19 protein-coding genes and 1 other RNA gene are annotated in these 17,926 nt (G+C 50.6%); 8 read left to right on the forward strand and 12 right to left on the reverse strand.

Going from position 1 to position 17,926, the window contains the following annotated elements:
• Positions 1-38 precede the first annotated feature (38 nt).
• Positions 39-584, reverse strand: coding sequence for a hypothetical protein (locus tag VV089_RS13840; RefSeq protein WP_334336321.1), 546 nt, complete (start codon positions 582-584; stop codon positions 39-41).
• Between the two features lie 446 nt (positions 585-1,030).
• Here VV089_RS13840 and vanR point away from each other — a divergent pair, with 446 nt between their 5' ends.
• The 6 genes from vanR (at position 1,031) to vanT (ending at position 7,172) form a co-directional block, all read left to right on the forward strand.
• The gene (vanR, locus tag VV089_RS13845; RefSeq protein WP_334336322.1) at positions 1,031-1,729 is read left to right on the forward strand and encodes a VanR-ABDEGLN family response regulator transcription factor; all 699 of its coding nucleotides are present in this window, start codon (positions 1,031-1,033) and stop codon (positions 1,727-1,729) included.
• Between the two features lie 43 nt (positions 1,730-1,772).
• Positions 1,773-2,852 carry a sensor histidine kinase gene (locus VV089_RS13850; protein WP_442891600.1) on the forward strand — a complete coding sequence of 360 codons (1,080 nt, stop codon included), beginning with the start codon at positions 1,773-1,775 and terminating at the stop codon, positions 2,850-2,852.
• 284 nt (positions 2,853-3,136) lie between these two features.
• Positions 3,137-4,186 carry a D-alanine--D-serine ligase VanG gene (gene vanG / locus VV089_RS13855; RefSeq protein ID WP_334336324.1) on the forward strand — a complete coding sequence of 350 codons (1,050 nt, stop codon included), beginning with the start codon at positions 3,137-3,139 and terminating at the stop codon, positions 4,184-4,186.
• Positions 4,183-4,947 carry a D-alanyl-D-alanine carboxypeptidase family protein gene (locus VV089_RS13860; RefSeq protein ID WP_334336325.1) on the forward strand — a complete coding sequence of 255 codons (765 nt, stop codon included), beginning with the start codon at positions 4,183-4,185 and terminating at the stop codon, positions 4,945-4,947. The genes vanG and VV089_RS13860 overlap by 4 nt, the downstream gene beginning before the upstream one ends.
• A 2-nt stretch (positions 4,948-4,949) precedes the next feature.
• Positions 4,950-5,990: an acyltransferase family protein gene (locus VV089_RS13865; RefSeq protein ID WP_334336326.1), complete on the forward strand. Its 1,041-nt coding sequence runs from the start codon at positions 4,950-4,952 to the stop codon at positions 5,988-5,990.
• A gap of 30 nt (positions 5,991-6,020) precedes the next feature.
• Entirely contained in the window at positions 6,021-7,172 is a 1,152-nt protein-coding gene (vanT, locus tag VV089_RS13870) for a serine racemase VanT catalytic subunit (protein ID WP_334336327.1), read from the forward strand.
• Positions 7,173-7,560: 388 nt separating this feature from the next.
• Here vanT and VV089_RS13875 read toward each other — a convergent pair whose 3' ends face one another.
• Positions 7,561-7,998 carry an aspartate carbamoyltransferase regulatory subunit gene (locus VV089_RS13875; protein ID WP_172542632.1) on the reverse strand — a complete coding sequence of 146 codons (438 nt, stop codon included), beginning with the start codon at positions 7,996-7,998 and terminating at the stop codon, positions 7,561-7,563.
• Entirely contained in the window at positions 7,998-8,915 is a 918-nt protein-coding gene (gene pyrB, locus VV089_RS13880) for an aspartate carbamoyltransferase (protein WP_172542631.1), read from the reverse strand. Before pyrB ends, VV089_RS13875 begins: the two co-directional genes overlap by 1 nt.
• Positions 8,916-9,196: 281 nt before the next feature.
• Between pyrB and VV089_RS13885 the strand changes: the two genes are divergently transcribed.
• The gene (locus tag VV089_RS13885; RefSeq protein ID WP_172542630.1) at positions 9,197-9,577 is read left to right on the forward strand and encodes a PH domain-containing protein; all 381 of its coding nucleotides are present in this window, start codon (positions 9,197-9,199) and stop codon (positions 9,575-9,577) included.
• A 112-nt stretch (positions 9,578-9,689) separates the two neighbouring features.
• Here VV089_RS13885 and rnpB read toward each other — a convergent pair.
• Together rnpB and VV089_RS13895 are read right to left on the reverse strand one after the other, a co-directional pair.
• An RNA gene (gene rnpB / locus VV089_RS13890) (RNase P RNA component class A) lies at positions 9,690-10,032 on the reverse strand.
• Positions 10,033-10,079: 47 nt separating this feature from the next.
• Complete coding sequence (locus VV089_RS13895; protein WP_334336328.1) at positions 10,080-10,901, reverse strand: DUF2971 domain-containing protein; 822 nt, start codon at positions 10,899-10,901, stop codon at positions 10,080-10,082.
• Positions 10,902-11,130: 229 nt separating this feature from the next.
• On the opposite strand from VV089_RS13895, the gene VV089_RS13900 reads away from it, so the two are divergent.
• Positions 11,131-12,009 carry a homocysteine S-methyltransferase family protein gene (locus VV089_RS13900; protein ID WP_334336329.1) on the forward strand — a complete coding sequence of 293 codons (879 nt, stop codon included), beginning with the start codon at positions 11,131-11,133 and terminating at the stop codon, positions 12,007-12,009.
• A gap of 73 nt (positions 12,010-12,082) precedes the next feature.
• Here the strand turns inward: VV089_RS13900 and VV089_RS13905 are convergent, their stop codons facing one another.
• Genes VV089_RS13905 through VV089_RS13935 form a run of 7 tightly spaced genes read right to left on the reverse strand, consistent with a single transcriptional unit; the run spans position 12,083 to position 17,909 of the window.
• Positions 12,083-13,048, reverse strand: coding sequence for a carbohydrate kinase family protein (locus tag VV089_RS13905; RefSeq protein WP_334336330.1), 966 nt, complete (start codon positions 13,046-13,048; stop codon positions 12,083-12,085).
• A 6-nt stretch (positions 13,049-13,054) separates the two neighbouring features.
• Positions 13,055-13,888 carry a class II fructose-bisphosphate aldolase gene (locus VV089_RS13910; protein WP_334336331.1) on the reverse strand — a complete coding sequence of 278 codons (834 nt, stop codon included), beginning with the start codon at positions 13,886-13,888 and terminating at the stop codon, positions 13,055-13,057.
• 28 nt (positions 13,889-13,916) lie between these two features.
• Entirely contained in the window at positions 13,917-14,858 is a 942-nt protein-coding gene (locus tag VV089_RS13915) for a transketolase family protein (RefSeq protein WP_334336332.1), read from the reverse strand.
• A complete protein-coding gene (locus VV089_RS13920; RefSeq protein WP_334336333.1) occupies positions 14,858-15,679 on the reverse strand; it encodes a transketolase in 822 nt (273 codons plus the stop codon). The genes VV089_RS13915 and VV089_RS13920 overlap by 1 nt, the downstream gene beginning before the upstream one ends.
• 24 nt (positions 15,680-15,703) lie before the next feature.
• Entirely contained in the window at positions 15,704-16,984 is a 1,281-nt protein-coding gene (locus tag VV089_RS13925; RefSeq protein WP_334336334.1) for a TRAP transporter large permease, read from the reverse strand.
• A 36-nt stretch (positions 16,985-17,020) separates the two neighbouring features.
• Complete coding sequence (locus VV089_RS13930; protein WP_334336335.1) at positions 17,021-17,371, reverse strand: cupin domain-containing protein; 351 nt, start codon at positions 17,369-17,371, stop codon at positions 17,021-17,023.
• On the reverse strand, positions 17,355-17,909 hold the full coding sequence (locus VV089_RS13935) for a TRAP transporter small permease (protein ID WP_334336336.1): 555 nt from the start codon (positions 17,907-17,909) through the stop codon (positions 17,355-17,357). The genes VV089_RS13930 and VV089_RS13935 overlap by 17 nt, the downstream gene beginning before the upstream one ends.
• Between the last annotated feature and the right edge of the window lie 17 nt (positions 17,910-17,926).

Genomic DNA, 17,926 nt, shown 5'->3' on the forward strand with positions numbered 1-17,926 from the left:
GCCTCCTTACATGAAATATGCTCTAAATGGGTTCTTCACTAACCATGAGAAAATCTCGTGATTAAGAAGTCATTTAGAGCATATATCACCGGAAACCAAATCCGGTCTTTATAATCCTCAAGCGAGCCCTCCGCCCCCGGATTGGACGAATAACAATACCCATTCTCCATCAAAAAAGCATAATAAAAATCCATCTCCATCACCGTCGAAGTCATAGCCGACAGCTCCTCAATCCGCTCAAAATTCTCCCGTATCCTCCGCCGATCCTCCCAGGAATATCCCTCCTTTTTATAAAGCGCCGTCAAATTCTCATTATAAAAATACAGATCCGACAGCAAATCCATACTCATCTTAATCCCAGAAATCTTCTCCGAAATCTGCGACAAAACATCAGCCCTGGAATCCCCAATCTTATCCACCATAGCCCCCTCAAACATCCGAAAAGAAATCCCCCCGCTAATCCCCAGCGCCGCAAAAATAAAACCCGCCATAAACAAAATCAAAATACTCTTAAGCTTCAAAGCCTTCCCTCTCATCCCAACACCCCCATCTTCTCTCCCATTATATCCACAATCCCCCATCATTACAACTCCATCCTCCCCTCCACCCTCCACCCCCAACCCCAGGGTCATCCGCAAAATAAGGCCTCAGCCATTTCCAATATCCAGTGTCCGGCTGTTCGCGAACAGTCTGTCTGATATGAACGCACATTGACCAAGAACACCTCCCCTCTCCACACAACGAAAAAGGGTCAATGTACGTTCAAAGCAGACAGACTGTACGCGAACCGTCCGAACCGTTGTGATAAGGAGGGGCCCGCAAAGCGGGAGGATTCCTTATTGCTGGGGATATGGAAATGGCTGAGGCCTTATTTTGCGGATGACCCGTCCGCCCCCCTCATTCTTCATCTCTTCTTAAGATTTTCTCCCCATTTTTTAAAGAACTTCCCCCATTTTTCCTGTTATATTTAAGAAAACATGGTAAACTATCATTAAACAACCACTCAAGACAAAAGGAGACCTTACATAACATGCAATCCAAAATCCTAGTCGTAGACGACGAAAAAGAAATAGCCGATCTCATAGAGCTCTACCTCTCCAACGAATCCTACGAGGTTCACAAATTCTACAACGGCAAAGAAGTCCTGGCCTACTTAGAGCACGACACCCCGGATCTCGCCATCCTGGACGTTATGCTCCCCGACATGAGCGGCTTCTCCATCTGCCAGAAAATCCGGGAAACCCAGAACTTCCCCATCATCATGCTCACCGCCAAAGACGAAGAGATCGACAAAATCACCGGCCTCACCCTGGGAGCAGACGACTACATCACCAAGCCCTTCCGCCCCCTGGAGCTCATAGCCCGTGTAAAGGCCCAGCTCCGCCGTTTTACCAAATACAACAACCTCCCGGCCCAGGAAGAGGATCCCAACACCCTCTCCATCTCCGGCTTAACCATCAACAAACGGGATCACACCTGCACCTTAAACGAAAAGCCCCTGGCCCTCACGCCCACCGAATTCTCCATTCTCTGGAGCCTCTGCAAAAACCGCGGCGAGGTAGTGAGCTCCGACCGCCTCTTCTTCGACGTGTGGGGCGAAAAATACTACAGCAGCAATAACAACACCATTATGGTGCACATCCGGCACCTTCGGGAAAAAATGAACGATTCCAGCGAAAAGCCAAAATACATCAAAACCGTATGGGGAGTGGGATACAAAATTGAGTAGAAAAATAACACGAAAGAGTAATTACTATCAGTTTGAGCGGAAAATGATGCAGAAAATGTTCTCCCTCATTCTCGCTTCCATCGGAATGATTCTTTTTTTCCGGGAGCTTATACGTGGGCATTTCGGAGAAGCCGTAGTCACCTTCCTGGCCAGCAAATTCCGTCTGGAATATCAGGATGCCCTGTACATCTACGAGACCATATTCCGGGAAAATCTGAGCATGATCATCTGCATCGCCATTATCATAGCCCTGGTAGCCGTATTCCGCTACTCCATCCGCTGGGTTACCAGCTATTTCAACGAGATCTCCGCCGGCTGCGACGCTCTTCTGGACGAATCCCGGGAGCTTATCACCCTTTCGCCGGAGATGAGCTTTCTGGAGCTTAAGCTCAACGAATGCAAAAATGTCCTGGAAAAACGGGAGCGCGACGCCCGGCAGGCTGAGCAGCGGAAAAACGATCTGGTGGTCTACCTGGCCCATGACATCCGCACGCCCTTAACCTCTGTCATCGGCTACCTGGATCTTATGAAGGAAGCTCCGGATCTGCCTGTGGAGCAGCGTGCCAAGTACCTTTCCATTACCTTGGACAAAGCCTACCGGCTGGAACAGCTGATCAATGAATTCTTTGAAATCACCCGTTTTAACCTCCAGTCCATTCCCTTGAACCGGGAAAATCTGCACCTTTCCTATATGCTGCAGCAGATGGTAGAGGAATTTTACCCGATCCTGTCCCCGGCCGGAAAGACAGCCCACGTCCACGTGCCGGAGGATCTCATCCTCCCCGGGGATCCCGACAAGCTTGCCCGTGTATTTAACAACATTCTGAAAAATGCGGCTGCTTACAGCTATCCGGACACCGTTATCGAGATCCGGGCCTGGCAGGAGGAAAGCCAGATCCACATCACCTTCACCAACCAGGGCCCGGTGATTCCGCCGGAAAATCTGCGCTCCATCTTCGAAAAATTCTTCCGCCTGGACAGCGCCCGTTCCACAAGCACAGGAGGCGCCGGCCTGGGCCTTGCCATTGCCAAAGAAATCGTCACGGCCCACCAGGGTGTTATCTCTGCTTCCAGCAGTGAAGAAGGGACGGTATTCTCCATTTCGCTTCCGGCAGCGGAGTAAAGTATCTAATCCAGGCTGTTAGACAGATATCTGTCCGACAGCCTTTTTCTTGTCCGCTCTTTCAAACCTCCCGTGCGGATACTCCATTAAAATTAATATTTTATTTAAGCATTCTTAAGCTTCCCCACAGAGAATCTATAGGTTTTTCATCTCCATATCTGATACCATACAGGTATAGGACCTGCTTGATAATGACAATACTGTCACTAAAAAGTCATGGTTCTGTCACCCGAAAGTTCTATGCTGAACATGGGCTTTACAGAAAGAGAAAGGATGTTGTTATTATGGAAAATAAAACAGTGATTGCAATTTTATTCGGCGGCTGCTCCACAGAGTACGAGGTTTCCCTCCAGTCCGCCTATTCCGTTATTTCACATATCAGACAGGAAAAATACCAGGTTCACCTCATCGGCATTACCCGGGAAGGCACCTGGCTCTACTATCAGGGAGATTTAGACCGGATTCCGGCGGATACCTGGGCCTCCGCAGACTGCTTCCCGGCCATGATTTCCCCCAATCGGACGGATCACGGCCTCTACCTGATGCGCGGCGGCGAGATTGAGCTGATCCGTCTGGACGCCGTATTTCCCATCCTTCACGGAAAAAACGGCGAGGACGGCACCATTCAGGGGCTCTGCGAGCTGGCCGGCATTCCCGTGGTGGGCTGCGGCATGAAAAGCTCCGTCCTCGGCATGGACAAGCATCTGGCCCACACGCTGGTCAACCTGGACGGGATCGAGGTTCCAAAGTCCGTTCTCTTTCGGCGGATGCCCACCGAGGCGGAGCAGTTTGCCATGACTGAGCATCTGGCCTATCCTCTCTTTGTAAAGCCTGTAAAGGCCGGATCCTCTTTCGGCATTACGAAGATCGAGACTCCGGGCAATCTGGAGGAGGCTATCACCCTGGCCTTCTCCCACGACGACTGCGTGATCGTGGAGGAAGCCATTCCAGGCTTTGAGGTAGGCTGCGCCGTTCTGGGAAATCATGAGCTGATTTTAGGAGAGCCGGATGAAATCGAGCTCTCCGACGGCTTCTTTGACTATACGGAAAAATACACCCTCAAGACCTCCCGGATTCATATGCCCGCACGCATAAGCCCGGAAACGGCAGAGCGTATCCGGGAAACGGCCGGACGCATCTACCGCATCCTGTCCTGCAAGGGCTTTACACGGGTAGATCTCTTCCTCACACCGGACGGGCGGCTGGTATTCAACGAGGTGAATACAATCCCCGGTTTCACCTCCCACAGCCGCTATCCCAATATGCTGAAAGGCATCGGAATGACCTTTGAGGAGATTGTGGATGCCCTCATCCGTCTGGCGGTGGAGCCATGAAAGCGGTAACGCTTCGCCGGGAGCAGGTCTATTCGGGGAACCTGCTTCTGGTAAACGCCCGGCACCCCCTGCGCCAGAGCATGACTCCAGATCAGCTCCGGCCTCTGTCCGGTAAAACAGAATCCAGGCCTTCCCAGGTCTGCCTGGAGCGAAAGACAGCCCTGGTGCTGGAAACATTATTTGCCACTATCGGAAGCAGCTCTTCCCTTGTTCCGGTCAGCGGCTTCCGCACCCGGCAGGAGCAGGAGGATATCTATACATCTTCCCTGAAGGAACACGGAAAAGCTTTTACCGAAAGCTATGTGGCTGTTCCCGGCCACAGCGAGCACGAGACAGGCCTGGCCATTGACCTGGCCCTCAATCAGGAAGAAATCGACTTTCTGCGCCCTTATTTTCCAAGGGACGGCATTTGCGGACGCTTCCGCAGCAAAGCGGCTTCCTACGGTTTTGTGGAGCGCTACCGGGAGGGAAAGGAGGCTCTGACGGGAATTGCGCCGGAACCCTGGCATTTCCGCTATGTGGGACTTCCCCATGCCTCCGTCATGGACGCAAACGGCTTCTGTCTGGAGGAATATCTGGACTACTTAAGGGATTTTCCCTATGAAGGCCGCCACTTACAGGTTCATGTGGAAAATAAAACCTTTGAGCTTTTCTATAAAAAGGCGGAGGAGGATCTGACCAGACTTGAACTCCCCGGGTATCTCCCCTTCCAGGTGTCCGGCGACAACCGGGAAGGCTTCATTTTCACCCTTTGGAGGTAGCTATGACGGAAAAATACTTTTATCCTGCCATTGACCGGTTCAAGCTTCTGGCCGCTTTTTTGGTAATTGCCATCCATACCTCGCCCCTGACCTCCCTAAGCCCGGAAGCCGACTACATCCTCACAAGGGTTCTGGCGCGTACAGCCGTTCCTTTCTTCTTCATGGTGACGGGATACTTTGTTCTGCCAAAGGCTTTGGAGGACAGGGCATACGGATTCGCTTACCTAAAGCGCATCGGCCTGATTTATCTGGTTTCCGTAGTGCTTTACCTTCCTGTAGGGATTTATGCCGGGCATTTCAAGGGCGCGGGAATCATCTCTGTCTTAAAAATGATTTTTCTTGACGGAACCTTCTACCACCTGTGGTATCTTCCCGCTCTGCTCCTTGGCTTTGCCCTCCTGCTCCTGCTGCTGCGCGCCCTGCCCTTTAAGGCTGCAGGCGCTGTCTGCGTCCTGCTCTATCTGGCCGGCTTATTCGGAGACAGCTATTACGGGCTCATAGGGGAAAAAACCTTTGTATATACCATTTACCAGGGATTGTTTCATATATTTGAATACACCAGGAACGGACTTTTTTACACGCCCGTCTTTCTCCTTCTGGGTTACGCAGCCGCACGGCGCCGTCCGTCCTTCGCCCTGTCCATAGGAGCCCTGGGCGTCTCCTTTGGCTTTCTTCTGGGTGAAGGAATTCTGCTCAAGCTCATGGAAACACAGCGCCACGACAGCATGTACCTTTTTCTGCTTCCCGTGATGTATTTCCTGTTTTCCGCCCTGTTGGAGGACTGTACCGGAGAACAAAGAAAAACCTTCCCCAAAGATCTGCCCCTATACATTTACCTGCTCCATCCTCTCTTTATCATCCTTGTGCGAGGCGGTGCAAAGGTAACAAGGCTGTCCTTTTTCGTGGACAACAGTCTGCTCCATTATCTGGCAGTGGCTGTCTCCACCCTTGCCGGGGCGCTGATCTTAACAAAGCTTTCCACAATGCTTCCTAAAAAAAACAAGGCCGGGAAAAAGACTTCCGCCAAATCCAAAACCAAATAACCATTACTTTTAAAGAGGGGGATTTCTATTATGATCACAAAAATCAGCCAGGACGCCATGATCGTCCGTCTGCTTCCCGAACGGAGAGCCTGGAGGGAACTCCACTATGAAAACTTAAAATACAACGTAGAGGCCCTAAAAAGCCTCCTTCCCAAAGACTGCGAATTCATGGCCGTAGTGAAAGCCAACGCCTACGGCCACGGCGCCGTATCAACCGCCTCCTACTTAAACCACATAGGCATCCGCGCCTTCGCAGTCGCCACCGTCCAGGAGGGCGTTGAACTGCGCCTTCACGGAATCCAGGGAGAAATCCTCGTACTGGGCTACACCTCCCCACACCAGGTTCACCTGCTCACCACCTACGATCTCATTCAGACAGCCGCCGACTGCGCCCACGCCCAGGCCCTCAACGCAGCCGCCTGCTACCCCATAAAAGTCCACATCAAACTGGACACCGGCATGCACCGCCTAGGCGAACGCTCCGATCATATCCAGGAGCTTGCCTCCCTCTTTTCCTGCGAAAAGCTGCAGATCCTAGGCATGTACTCCCACCTCTGCGCAGCCGACAGCCAGAAAATGGAAGACATCCTCTTCACCCGGCTCCAGATCTCATCCTTCTTCAAAACCATAGAACAGCTAAAAGAACAGGGATTAAACCCCGGCAGGCTCCACCTCCAAAGCAGCTACGGCGTCCTCAACTATCCCGATCTGCCCCTAAGCTACGCCCGTTTTGGCATCGCCATGTACGGCTGCTACAGCAGCCCCGATCCAGAACTAATGAACCGCCTGCCCCTGCGCCCAGTCCTCTCCCTCCACGCCCGAATCGCCGTCATCAAAGAACTCAAAGAAGGCGAAACCGTCAGCTACGGCCGCAACTTCCGTGCCGAAGCCCCCATGCGCATCGCCGCCGTCACCATCGGCTACGCCGACGGCCTGCCCCGAAGCCTCTCCGGCCGGCAGATCCCCGTCCTCGTCCGCGGCCAGAAAGCCCACATCATCGGAAACATCTGCATGGACCAGATAATCATAGACATCACCCAGATCCCCGACGCCCGCCCCGGCGACACCGTCACCCTCCTAGGAACCGACGGCCCCCACACCCTCCGCGCCGAGCCCCTGGCCCAAGCCGCCGGAACCATCACCAACGAACTCCTCTCCCGCCTAACCCTCCGCGAGGACTAACCCCCACCCTCGCCACCACCCCTCCACAAGAACCACCCCCTGCCCCCCAAAAACACTCCGCAAGCCCCAACTCCCACCACCCAAAAACGCTCCGCAAGCCCCAACTCCCACCACCCAAAAACGCTCCGCAAGCCCCAACTCCCACCCCCAAAAACCAGAGCAGCCGCCGAAAAGCCCTCCGCTATTTCCAATATCCAGTGTCCGGCTGTTCGCGCACAGGCTGTCTGATATGGACGAACATTGACCTCCAAAACACAAAAACCCAGCAAATCAAAAAAAGGGGGGCAATGTCCGTACAGAGCAGACAGCCTGTACGAGAACCGTCCGGACACAGGATATGGAAATAGCGGAGGGCTTTTCGACGGCTGCTCGTCCGTCCCCCACTCACCTATTTTTTCTTATACTTCTCCTCACAATACTTACACCGATAAATCTCCTTCTCCTCATTCGTCAAAAGAAACACCTGCTCCAGCTCCTGCTCAATCGAAGTAATACACCTAGGATTCCTGCACCGTATAATATTACGAATCTCCTTCGGAAGCGTCAGAGCCATCTTCTCCACAATCTCCTCATCCTTCACAATATTCACCGTAATATTATGATCAATAAACCCCAGAACCTCCAGATCTATGTAATCAATGGGACACTCAATCTTCATAATGTCCTTCTTCCCCATCTTAGCGCTCCTGGCATTCTTAATAATCGCCACCGTACAATCCAGCTTGCCAAGATTCAGGTACTTATAGATCTCCATACTCTTCCCGGCCTGAATATGATCCAGCACAAACCCTTCCGCAATCCGCCCCACATTCAAAATACTAGCCATTACACATTCACCTCCAACAGCGTAAGAATCAAAGCCATTCTCACATAAACCCCAAACTGCACCTGCTTAAAATAAGCCGCCCTTGGATCACTGTCCACCTCCACAGAAATCTCATTTACCCTGGGCAGGGGATGCAGAACCAGCATATCCGGCCCGGCCAGATCCATCTTCGCCTTATCCAGAATATAAAAATCCTTAAGCCTTACATAATCCTCTTCATTAAAAAACCGTTCCCTCTGAACACGGGTCATATACAGAAGGTCAAGGCCGCCAATCACATCCTCCAGGCGCTCCACCTCCTTATAAGGCACGCCCTTCTCATCCAGCACATCCTCCCGGATATATCCCGGAATCCGCAGCTCCTCCGGTGAAATAAACACAAAGGAAATATCCTCATACCGCACCAGCGCATTAATCAGAGAATGCACCGTCCGCCCAAACTTCAGATCTCCGCACAGGCCAATCGTCAAGCGGTCCAAACGCCCCTTGAGAGATCGAATCGTCATCAAATCGGTAAGTGTCTGAGTGGGATGCTGATGTCCGCCGTCGCCGGCGTTAATCACAGGAATCGAAGAAACCGCTGTCGCTACCATGGGAGCTCCCTCCTTGGGATGCCGCATAGCGCAGATATCAGCGTAACAGGAAATCATACGAATTGTGTCGGAAACACTTTCTCCCTTTGCCGCCGAGCTGGACGCCGCACTGGAGAAGCCAAGAACCTGGCCGCCTAAATGAATCATCGCCGATTCAAAACTCAGCCTCGTCCTGGTACTCGGTTCATAAAACAGAGTCGCCAGAACCTTTCCGTCACAGGCATGTGCATATTTTGCCGGATTTTTCTCAATGTCTCTGGCTAGGTCAAGAAGCCTGCCAAGCTCCTCCACGGAAAAATCCAAGGGGCTAATCAAATGTCTCATAATACCTCCATCATTTTCCGGAAAACCTTCAAAAGTCCTATAGACATGAAGGGCTCCCACTAGGTGAAAACACATCTGTCAAGTACCATCCCACGCAAAAGCAGGGACGTACCGGTTGCTAAAGGGGCTGACGGCTTATCTGCAGCAGCCCCCTGTAAATATTCTTGTACTATGTTACATCAAACCCGGGTGGATTTCAACAAAATTATTTTGCAAAAAAGAAATTTTTCATTTATAGTAATAGGAAGAGAAACCAATGTGCCAAAAAAGGAGATATACGTATGGAATTTAAAGAGAAAAAAAGATGGGTTTTCTTTGGATTACCCCTGACCTTCACCACCTATACAGTCAGACCGGAAGTCCTGACCATCAACGAAGGTTTTCTGAATCATCGGGAAAACGACTGCTACATGTACAAGATCCAGGATGTCACCCTCAATTCCAGTCTGTTTGAGCGGATCTTCGGCCTGGGAACCGTCGTGTGCAGCACCGGCGACATTACCCATCCAAGGCTTGAGCTTCAGCATATCAAAAACGCCCGGGCCGTAAAAGACTTTATCCTGGAGCAGTCAGAGGAACAGCGCCTGAAACGCCGGACACTGAACACCCAGAATATCGGAGCCATGCCGGAATTTGATCCGGATGACAGCGACGACGAATAGCGCGGATACTAAAAAAATCCTTCCAAACCGGAAAGGAATGCAAAGCCTTTCTGCTTGGAAGGAATTTTTCTGCCGCAAATGATATCTTTCGCAGGATACACAAAATTATTTTGATGTAAGCAAGGCGATAAGCCGGGTTATGTCGTGAATGTTCATCTATCTAGCTCTGCCGTTGCCGGCAGAGTCAAGCGACCCACCTGAAACAGCCGGGCCGGCTTACGTTTCGTTTCGGTCTTGCTCCGGATGGGGTTTACATGTGCCCTGTCTGTTACCAGACAGGCGGTAGTCTCTTACACTGCCCTTCCACCCTTACCAGCTGCCTGGCGGTACATTTCTGTTGCACTATCCTTGGAGTCGCCTCCACCGGACGTTATCCGGCATCCTGCCCTATGGAGCCCGGACTTTCCTCACCTGACGCCTTTCGGCATGTCAGCCGCGAACATTTACCTTACTTACGGTTATTCATTCTAGCACAATCCGCTTCTTCTTGCAATACCTCTCCCTAAGATATCGGCTTCCGGAGCGGACAGTCTGACATACTGATCTTATTCTTCAATGCATTCAGCCCGCAGTCAACCAAATAATCCTGCAGGATTGGGATCGATTGAGAGGATGCCGGGCCGATAATGATCTCTCCAAACAATTCCGACATATGGAGTCCCAGCCTTCCGCACATTCTATTCAAGTCAAGGGGATAATACTTCTTAATCCTCCCTGCTGACACATGGTATCTCGGCTCCACGGCAAATTCATTTAATATAAAGGGGGAGATAACTAACCGGCGCTCTTTCTCCCTTGCAAATGACGGGTGCTTAAAAGCTGCCGACTGTATCCATGCATCATTCATAAGCTCTCTCAGCTCCTGCTGTATCTCTGAAAACTTCCTTTCTTCCATCATCAGCTGATAAAACTCTTCCACAAGCCGGTGCTCACGCATATCCTTCTGATAATACACCGTCTGCAGCGATACGGCTCCGCCTGTCATTTTCTGCATCAGGTTCTCGTGAAAGGCGATGCAGATGCCTTGCCCCAGATGTCCGTACCGCTCCCACTGCGCCGCATCGTCTCTGTACTTGGAAAAGCAGGCTGCATAGGCAGAATAACGAAATTCTTCTTCCAGCTCTCCCCGAAAAAAATCCTCTATGACACGGCTCTTCTCTTCCTCTCCGCCTGACTGTAATCGTTCCATAACAGCCCGGCATAAACCGTTCATAAAAAATCTCATTTCCGAAGCGTCGTTCATATTCAGAATATTATTCAGCCTCAATTCCGCACACCGGATAATACCGTCAAAAGCTGCAAAGTCCGTGTAATGATACAGCATAATTTATAACCTCATAACTTTTCGTTCATTTTCTTAAAATGAAGTATAGCATATTCCAATCCGTTAAGAAAGGCATTTTTAACAGTTCAGCTTTCTTCTGCTTGCATCCCGCCTTCCTCCTGTATTATACTGAAACTGGCAGTCCCTACTGAACATGCGCAGAACCATACGCAAAAATCTCCGATACAGACTGCCAGTACATTCCAGCCATACAAAGAAAGGAATCCCTATGACAAAAAAAGAATTTAGGCAGCGAACCGCCCAGGGGCCTCTGATTCTGGACGGGGCCACCGGCTCCAACCTCTTAAAATCAGGCATGCCCCGGGGAATCTGCTCCGAGAAATGGATTGCAGAGCACCCAAAGCCTCTGATTCAATTGCAGAAGGCCTACATCGAAGCCGGTTCCCACATCGTTTATGCCCCCACCTTCCTGGCCAATCCCATCAGCCTGAAAAGCCATGGCCTTGCCCATGAGACAAAGCAGCTGAACCATGAACTGGTACGCATTTCAAAGGAAGCGGCGGCAGGAAAAGCGCTGGTAGCCGGCGATATCAGTACTACCGGAAAGCTGATGGAGCCTATGGGCGAAATGCCTTATGATACACTCTTTGAAGCCTATAAAGAACAGATCACTTATCTTTCCGAAGCCGGCGTGGATCTTCTTGTGGCAGAAACCATGATGGCCCCCGATGAAACCATGGTTATCTTAGACGCAGCCGCAGAAGTCTGCGAGCTTCCCGTCCTCTGCAGCCTGACCATAGAATCGGACGGAAGCCTGTTCTTCGGCGGCAATATCTACGACGCGGCAGAAGCACTGGAGGCCGTAGGCGCAGACGCCGTAGGCTGCAACTGCTCCGTAGGGCCGGAGCAGCTGGAAGCCGTGATTGCCGGGATCCGAAAGCGTGTGTCCATTCCCGTTATCGCCAAGCCCAATGCCGGAATGCCCAAGATTACGGACACAGGGGAGGCCGTATATCATATGGAGCCGGAGGAATTCGCCGTTCACATGGAAGCCCTGTACAAAGCCGGAGCCTCCGTGCTGGGAGGCTGCTGCGGGACAGATCCGGAGTATATCCGGGCGCTCTGTGGGAAAATCTCTGCTTCTTAAGATTCGAAAAACATATTTTTATACGAAAAAGCGGCTGCCGTCTTATGCCGCGGCTGCCGCTTTTATATGTAACTCAATGGCATTCTCTTCTGTATATTTCAACCCTTTCGTTCTCTTCCATAAACCGCACAATTTCCCTGAAATTCTCCATACCCGTAGTAGCCCCTACCTTCTGGATAACCTGTGCGGAGCAGGCCGTGGCAAACAGCATACACTCCTCATGGGAAAATCCCTTTCCCAGAGCCGTGAGGAAGCCTGACACGAATGCATCTCCGGCGCCTGTGGAATCCTCCACCGGGATGTGGTAGCATCCGCAGAATATTTCCTCTGACTCATTCAAAAAATAGGATCCCTTATCCCCTGCCTTTATCACCACATTTTTAACGCCCTTCCCAAGCAGATACTCCGCCATCTCCTGCCATGTGCCCTTGTGCGTAAGCTCTACCGCCTGCTCAACACTGGGCATAAAATAGTCAAGATAGGGGTAACATACTTCAATCAAGTCTCCCCACCGGCCTCTTCTGTCCATGGAAACATCCATGGAAGTCCGTATTCCTTTTTCCTTTGCCAGCTTCAGAAGCTTTGCAGCGCCTTCCCCGTCAAAGCTGCCCATATGAAATGTGCCGCCTATCTGAAGAACGTCTGCCTGATCCAGAACCGAAAGATCAACATCCTCAAAGCAAAACTCCTCGCTCACTTTAAACATCTGATAAAGAGTTCTCTGCTTATTTTTCCCCAGAAGGATCAGACATATTGACTGCTCCGCCGTCTCCGAGTAGACAATATGGGAGGTATCCACCTGCTCCGCCTTAAGGGAATCTACACATACGTTTCCGAATACGTCCCGTCCCACTCTTCCAATGTAAGTAACCTGGTTGCCAAGCCTGGCCATATTCACCGCATTGTTGTGGGCATCTCCCCCCGGAAGGACGGAAAACCTTTCCATCTTATGATAATCCGTATTAAGCTCCACGCCCTCGATTGGATAAGCAATTAAGTCTGCAACCATTTCACCAACACACAATACTCTCTGTGCCATACGCCTCTACCCTTTTATTTCTCTCTTAAATAACCGGATTTTATGACGGGCCAGCTCCGTAAGATGCTTCTTCCCGGAGGCATACATCTCATAAAAGTCTCCCCCCTCTATGGACGAGCGGATTCCCTTCATAAAAGCAAGTCTTAATTCCGTTGCCACATTGATTTTCCGGATTCCAAGCTCAACCGCCTTTTGTATCATTTCATCCGGGGTGCCGGAACCGCCATGCAGAACCAGCGGCGGCGTGTGCAGCCTGCTGCAGGCCGCCAGCCTGTCAAAATCAAGCTTCGGCGTTCCCTCGTAGATGCCGTGGGCATTCCCGATACCGATTGCCAGGGCATCACAGGGAACCTTTGAAATGAAGCTTTCCACCTGGCCCAAATCTACCAGATTGAAGGTCTCGTGTCTCATTCCGTCCTCTACTCCGCCGATTGCTCCCAGCTCGCACTCCACCGAAGCGCCTACGGCGTGGGCGCTCCGTATTACTGCCTGGCTCTCTTTTACATTCTCATCAAAAGAATTTTTCGATCCGTCATACATAACCGAGGTAAAGCCAAGACGCAGCGCCTCCATAACCTGTTCATAGCATACGCTGTGATCCAGATGCAGAACCACCGGAAGGCTGGTTTCATTTCCTATCCTTTTCACCAGATCCGCCAGAAAAACCATCTTTCCGGCCCGTACTGCGTATTGTCCCACTGTTAAAATAACCGGCCATGCTTCCGCCTCGCAGGCTTCCATAATGGCTTCCACTGTCTCAATATTATCAATATTAAAGCCGGGAATCGCCGCCTTTTTCTCCTCTGCTGTTTTCAATACTTCCTTTAGTGTAACAAGCATTTCCTTTTTCTCCCCAATCCCTCCGGGCTCAAAGCTGCTCCTTTATTGTCCTGCAGATATTTTCAGGACTCATTCCATAATAGTCCAGCAGCTCCTCACAATTTCCGGAGGTTCCAAACTCATCCTTCAATCCCATCCGTATACATTTTGTTCCTGTCCCTGCCTCGGCTAAGGTTTCCAGGACTATACTGCCCAGGCCCCCGATTATATTGTGATCCTCCACCGTTGCCAGAAGCTCCGATTTTTCCGCCGCTTTTATCACCGCTTCCTTATCAAAAGGCTTAAGGCTCGGCGTCTCTATCACTCCGCATGAGATCCCAGACTCTTCAAGAAGACGGGCTGCAAGAAGGCATCTTCCTATACAGGAACCATATCCCAGAAGGGTCACTCTTCCACTGGGACGCAGGATATTCGCTTTTCCCAATTCAAACTTGTAATTCTCGTCAAACACCTTCGGGGACGGGTCTCTTCCCAGGCGCAGATAGACCGGCCCCTCATATTCGGCAATGGCTCTCGTTATCTTTACCGTTGACGCTGCGTCTGCGGCACAGACAACCGTCATCCCCGGGATCACCCTCATCATTCCGATGTCCTCCGTCCCTTGATGGGTGACGCCCTCAATTCCTCCGCTCAATCCGCCAAGACCGGCAGCTATTTTTACATCCAGCCCCGGATAAGCCACAAAGGTTCTGATCTGTTCGCAGATCCGCATAGAAGCAAAGGCAGCATAAGTGGCTGCAAATACCTTTGCGCCGCTGGCCGCCATACCTGCTGCCATCAGAATCATATTCTGCTCTGAAATCCCCACATTCAAAGCCCTGTCCGGGTAGCTCTTATGTATCTCTTTTCCTCCGACGGATTTCAAGGTATCTGCGGCAATGTACATGAGATCTTTATTTTCATGGGCCAGCTGGACAAGGGCGGCTCCAAAAGCTTCCCGTGTGGAAATATCATCAAATACCTTCTCCATTATCTTTCCTCCAATTCTGCCATTGCCCTTTCATACTGTTCCTTTGACAGTACGTGCTGATGCCACAGGTTATCGTTTTCCATAAAATCAACGCCCTTCCCTTTTACGGTCTTTGCCAGAATCACCGTGGGCTTTTCTTCTGATTTCTGCGCCAGTTCTATGGCATGCACCACCTGCTCCATGTCATTTCCGTCAATAGAAAGCACATTCCACCCAAAGCTCAGCCACCGTTCTTCCAGGTTGGGCTGGGGCAGAATGTCCCCGCACGCCCCACAGCTCTGAAAACCATTGACATCTACAAATGCAGTCAGATTTGCCGCTTTTACGGCAGGAGCGCACATAACGGCCTCCCAGACTGTGCCTTCGTTTAACTCCCCGTCTCCCAGGATTACGTAAACCCTGCTCTTGTACCCCTTGTGCTTCAGATAATAGGCCATGCCAAGACCGATTCCAAGACCGTTCCCCAGGGAACCTGCCGTCATATCTACTCCCGGAGTTTTCCTGTAAGAAGGATGTCCCTGTAAAATCCCTTCCGGGTGTCTCAGATTCTTAAATTCCCCTCTGTCCACAAAACCTTTTTCCGCCAGAGCCGCATACAGTACCGGGCAGGCATGTCCCTTGGATAAAATCACCCGGTCGCGGTCGGCCTTTAAGGGAGACTGTACGTCTATATGGGCAAATCCAAAGTAAATAGCTGTCACAATCTCCGCACAGGACAATGCCGGGCCCGGGTGCGCCGCCCGTCCGCACCTATAAGACATTTCAATAATATCTCTTCTTATTTGAAGAGCCTTTTTTTCAAGCTCTCGAATCTCTTTCATTCTGCTCTTTCCTTTCCAATCCTCTTAGCCGTATACCATATTAGGCAGGAATGTGACAAGCTGCGGAAATGCTATCAGAGTTCCAAGAACCAGCACCACCGTAATTAAAAATGGTATGCTTTCCTTGATCCATACCGGCATCGGCACTTTTAAGTTTCCGCAGACAATATACATTGCCACCCCCACCGGAGGCGTTAAAATTCCAAGACAGCAGACCGTACACATCAAAAGACCGAAAAATACGGGATCCAGGCCAATGGCTTTGGCAACAGGCAGAAGCATCGGCGTCAGCAAAAGAACAATCACACCGCCGTCCATCAGCATTCCAAGCAAAAACAGCAGCGCTAAAATCATAATTAAAATTAAAGTGGAACTGTCTGTCATGGAAAGCATAAGCCCTGTCAGCTTCTGGGGAATCTTTTCAACCGGAATTCCATACCCGAAAACGCCTGTCAGGGAAATCATAAACATAATTCCTCCCACGTCCATAATAGACATTCTCAGACAGTCCAGCATTTTTTCCCAGGTAACCTCCCGGTATACCACGATTCCCACCACCAGCGCATAGATACAGGCAAACGCTCCCACCTCTGACGCGGTAAAAATTCCTGTACGGATTCCAGCCAGCAGCAAAACGGGAAACACCAGCGCACAAAAGCTTGTTTTCACTTCCCGGGCGATTTCACGAAGAGACGGCCTTTTTGCGTCCGGCGGCCGGTATCCTCTCTTCTTTGACGTAATATGTACGCAGATCATAAGAGCAAGCATCATATAAATACCGCTCATAAGTCCGGCCATAAACATACGTCCTACCGATACGCTTCCTGTGGTTCCGTACACAATCAGATTTACTCCCGGCGGAATCGTACTTGTGATCAGCGATGTATAGCCGATCACAACTGCCGTATAGCCCCGGGAATACCCGTTTTTGATCATAGCCGGCCCAAGAATTCTTGATTCCATGGCAGCGTCAGCCGTGGAAGAACCGGATATTCCGCCCATCAATGTAGACAGGACAACGCTTGTCTGAGCCATTCCTCCGTACATATGGCGCGTCACGATAGATGCAAGCCCCAGAAGCCTCTCCGTAATTCCGCACAAGTTCATAAGATTGCCTGCAAATATAAAAAGCGGAACAGCAAGGAGGCTTACGCTTTGTATCTGCGACAGGGTCAGCTGAGCCACCTGCATAACCGGTATTTCCGGATGCTGAAAAAAATACAGGCTTCCGGAGATGCCAATGGAAAATGCCACGGGAAGCCCCAGGAACAATAAAATGATAAATACAATAAATACGGCTATCATAAAATCTCCTCCAGTTCTAATCCGGACTTCAGACTGTCAGATGCGCCCGCCGAAATCATAGGCAGGATGAAACATAAAAACAAATTCCAGCTCTGTATCTCCCGTATTGTGAACCGTATGCTCTACCCCTTTTGGGAAAACAACGGCCGTATCCGGCTCCATTTTTTCCGCTATGCCTCCGACAATTGCTTCGCCGCTGCCTTTTATTACAAAAACAATCTCTTCCTCATTTTCATGCACATGGGGATCCATATTCGTATGGGGCGCAACAACGGTTTTTCCCATTGTCATCTCCTCGCTTTTATAAGCCTCTCCGCCTACAAAAACCTGCACCGTCCGCTTTGGCAGCTCCAGTATGGCTGCCTGTGTTTTATTCACTGCATACATGCTTCTTTTCCTCCGTTTCAAACTCATCTTCCATAAGCAGGCTTTCCGTCTCACTCACCTTATGCTCCCCCTTTATCACATAAGCGTGAAACTGAATTGCCGTTGTAATCAGCATCAAGGCACATCCCACAGGAATACTGAGCGCTACCCAGCCATAGCTTAAGGTGGGTATGGACGCCCATTTTCTCACCCAGGAAAAAACCACCACGTGCCAGCTCTGCATGGTAAAGAATACCAAAAACACAAAAATAAGGCTGTAATTGATGCCATACAGAATTCTTTTCCACTTAGGCCCCACCCCGTCAATCACAAGTTCCACATAGACAAGCTTGTTCTTTCGATATGCCGCATCCGCCCCTAGAAATACACACCAGGCAAAGAGGCAGAGTGCAATTTCACTTATCATGGCAAGGGGAAATCCCATAATCCGGCACAAGGCGCCTGCGCATAATATGATTGTCGCGCTCAGCAGGCATGCCATAGCAGCCGCCTCTTCCGCTCGGCATAAAAAGCCATAAACTGCTTTTAACCACTTCATATTTTGCCTCCTGTAAA

Origin of the sequence: Candidatus Merdisoma sp. JLR.KK011, assembly GCF_036941125.1 — a bacterium.
Taxonomy (GTDB): Bacteria; Bacillota; Clostridia; order Lachnospirales; family Lachnospiraceae; genus Laedolimicola.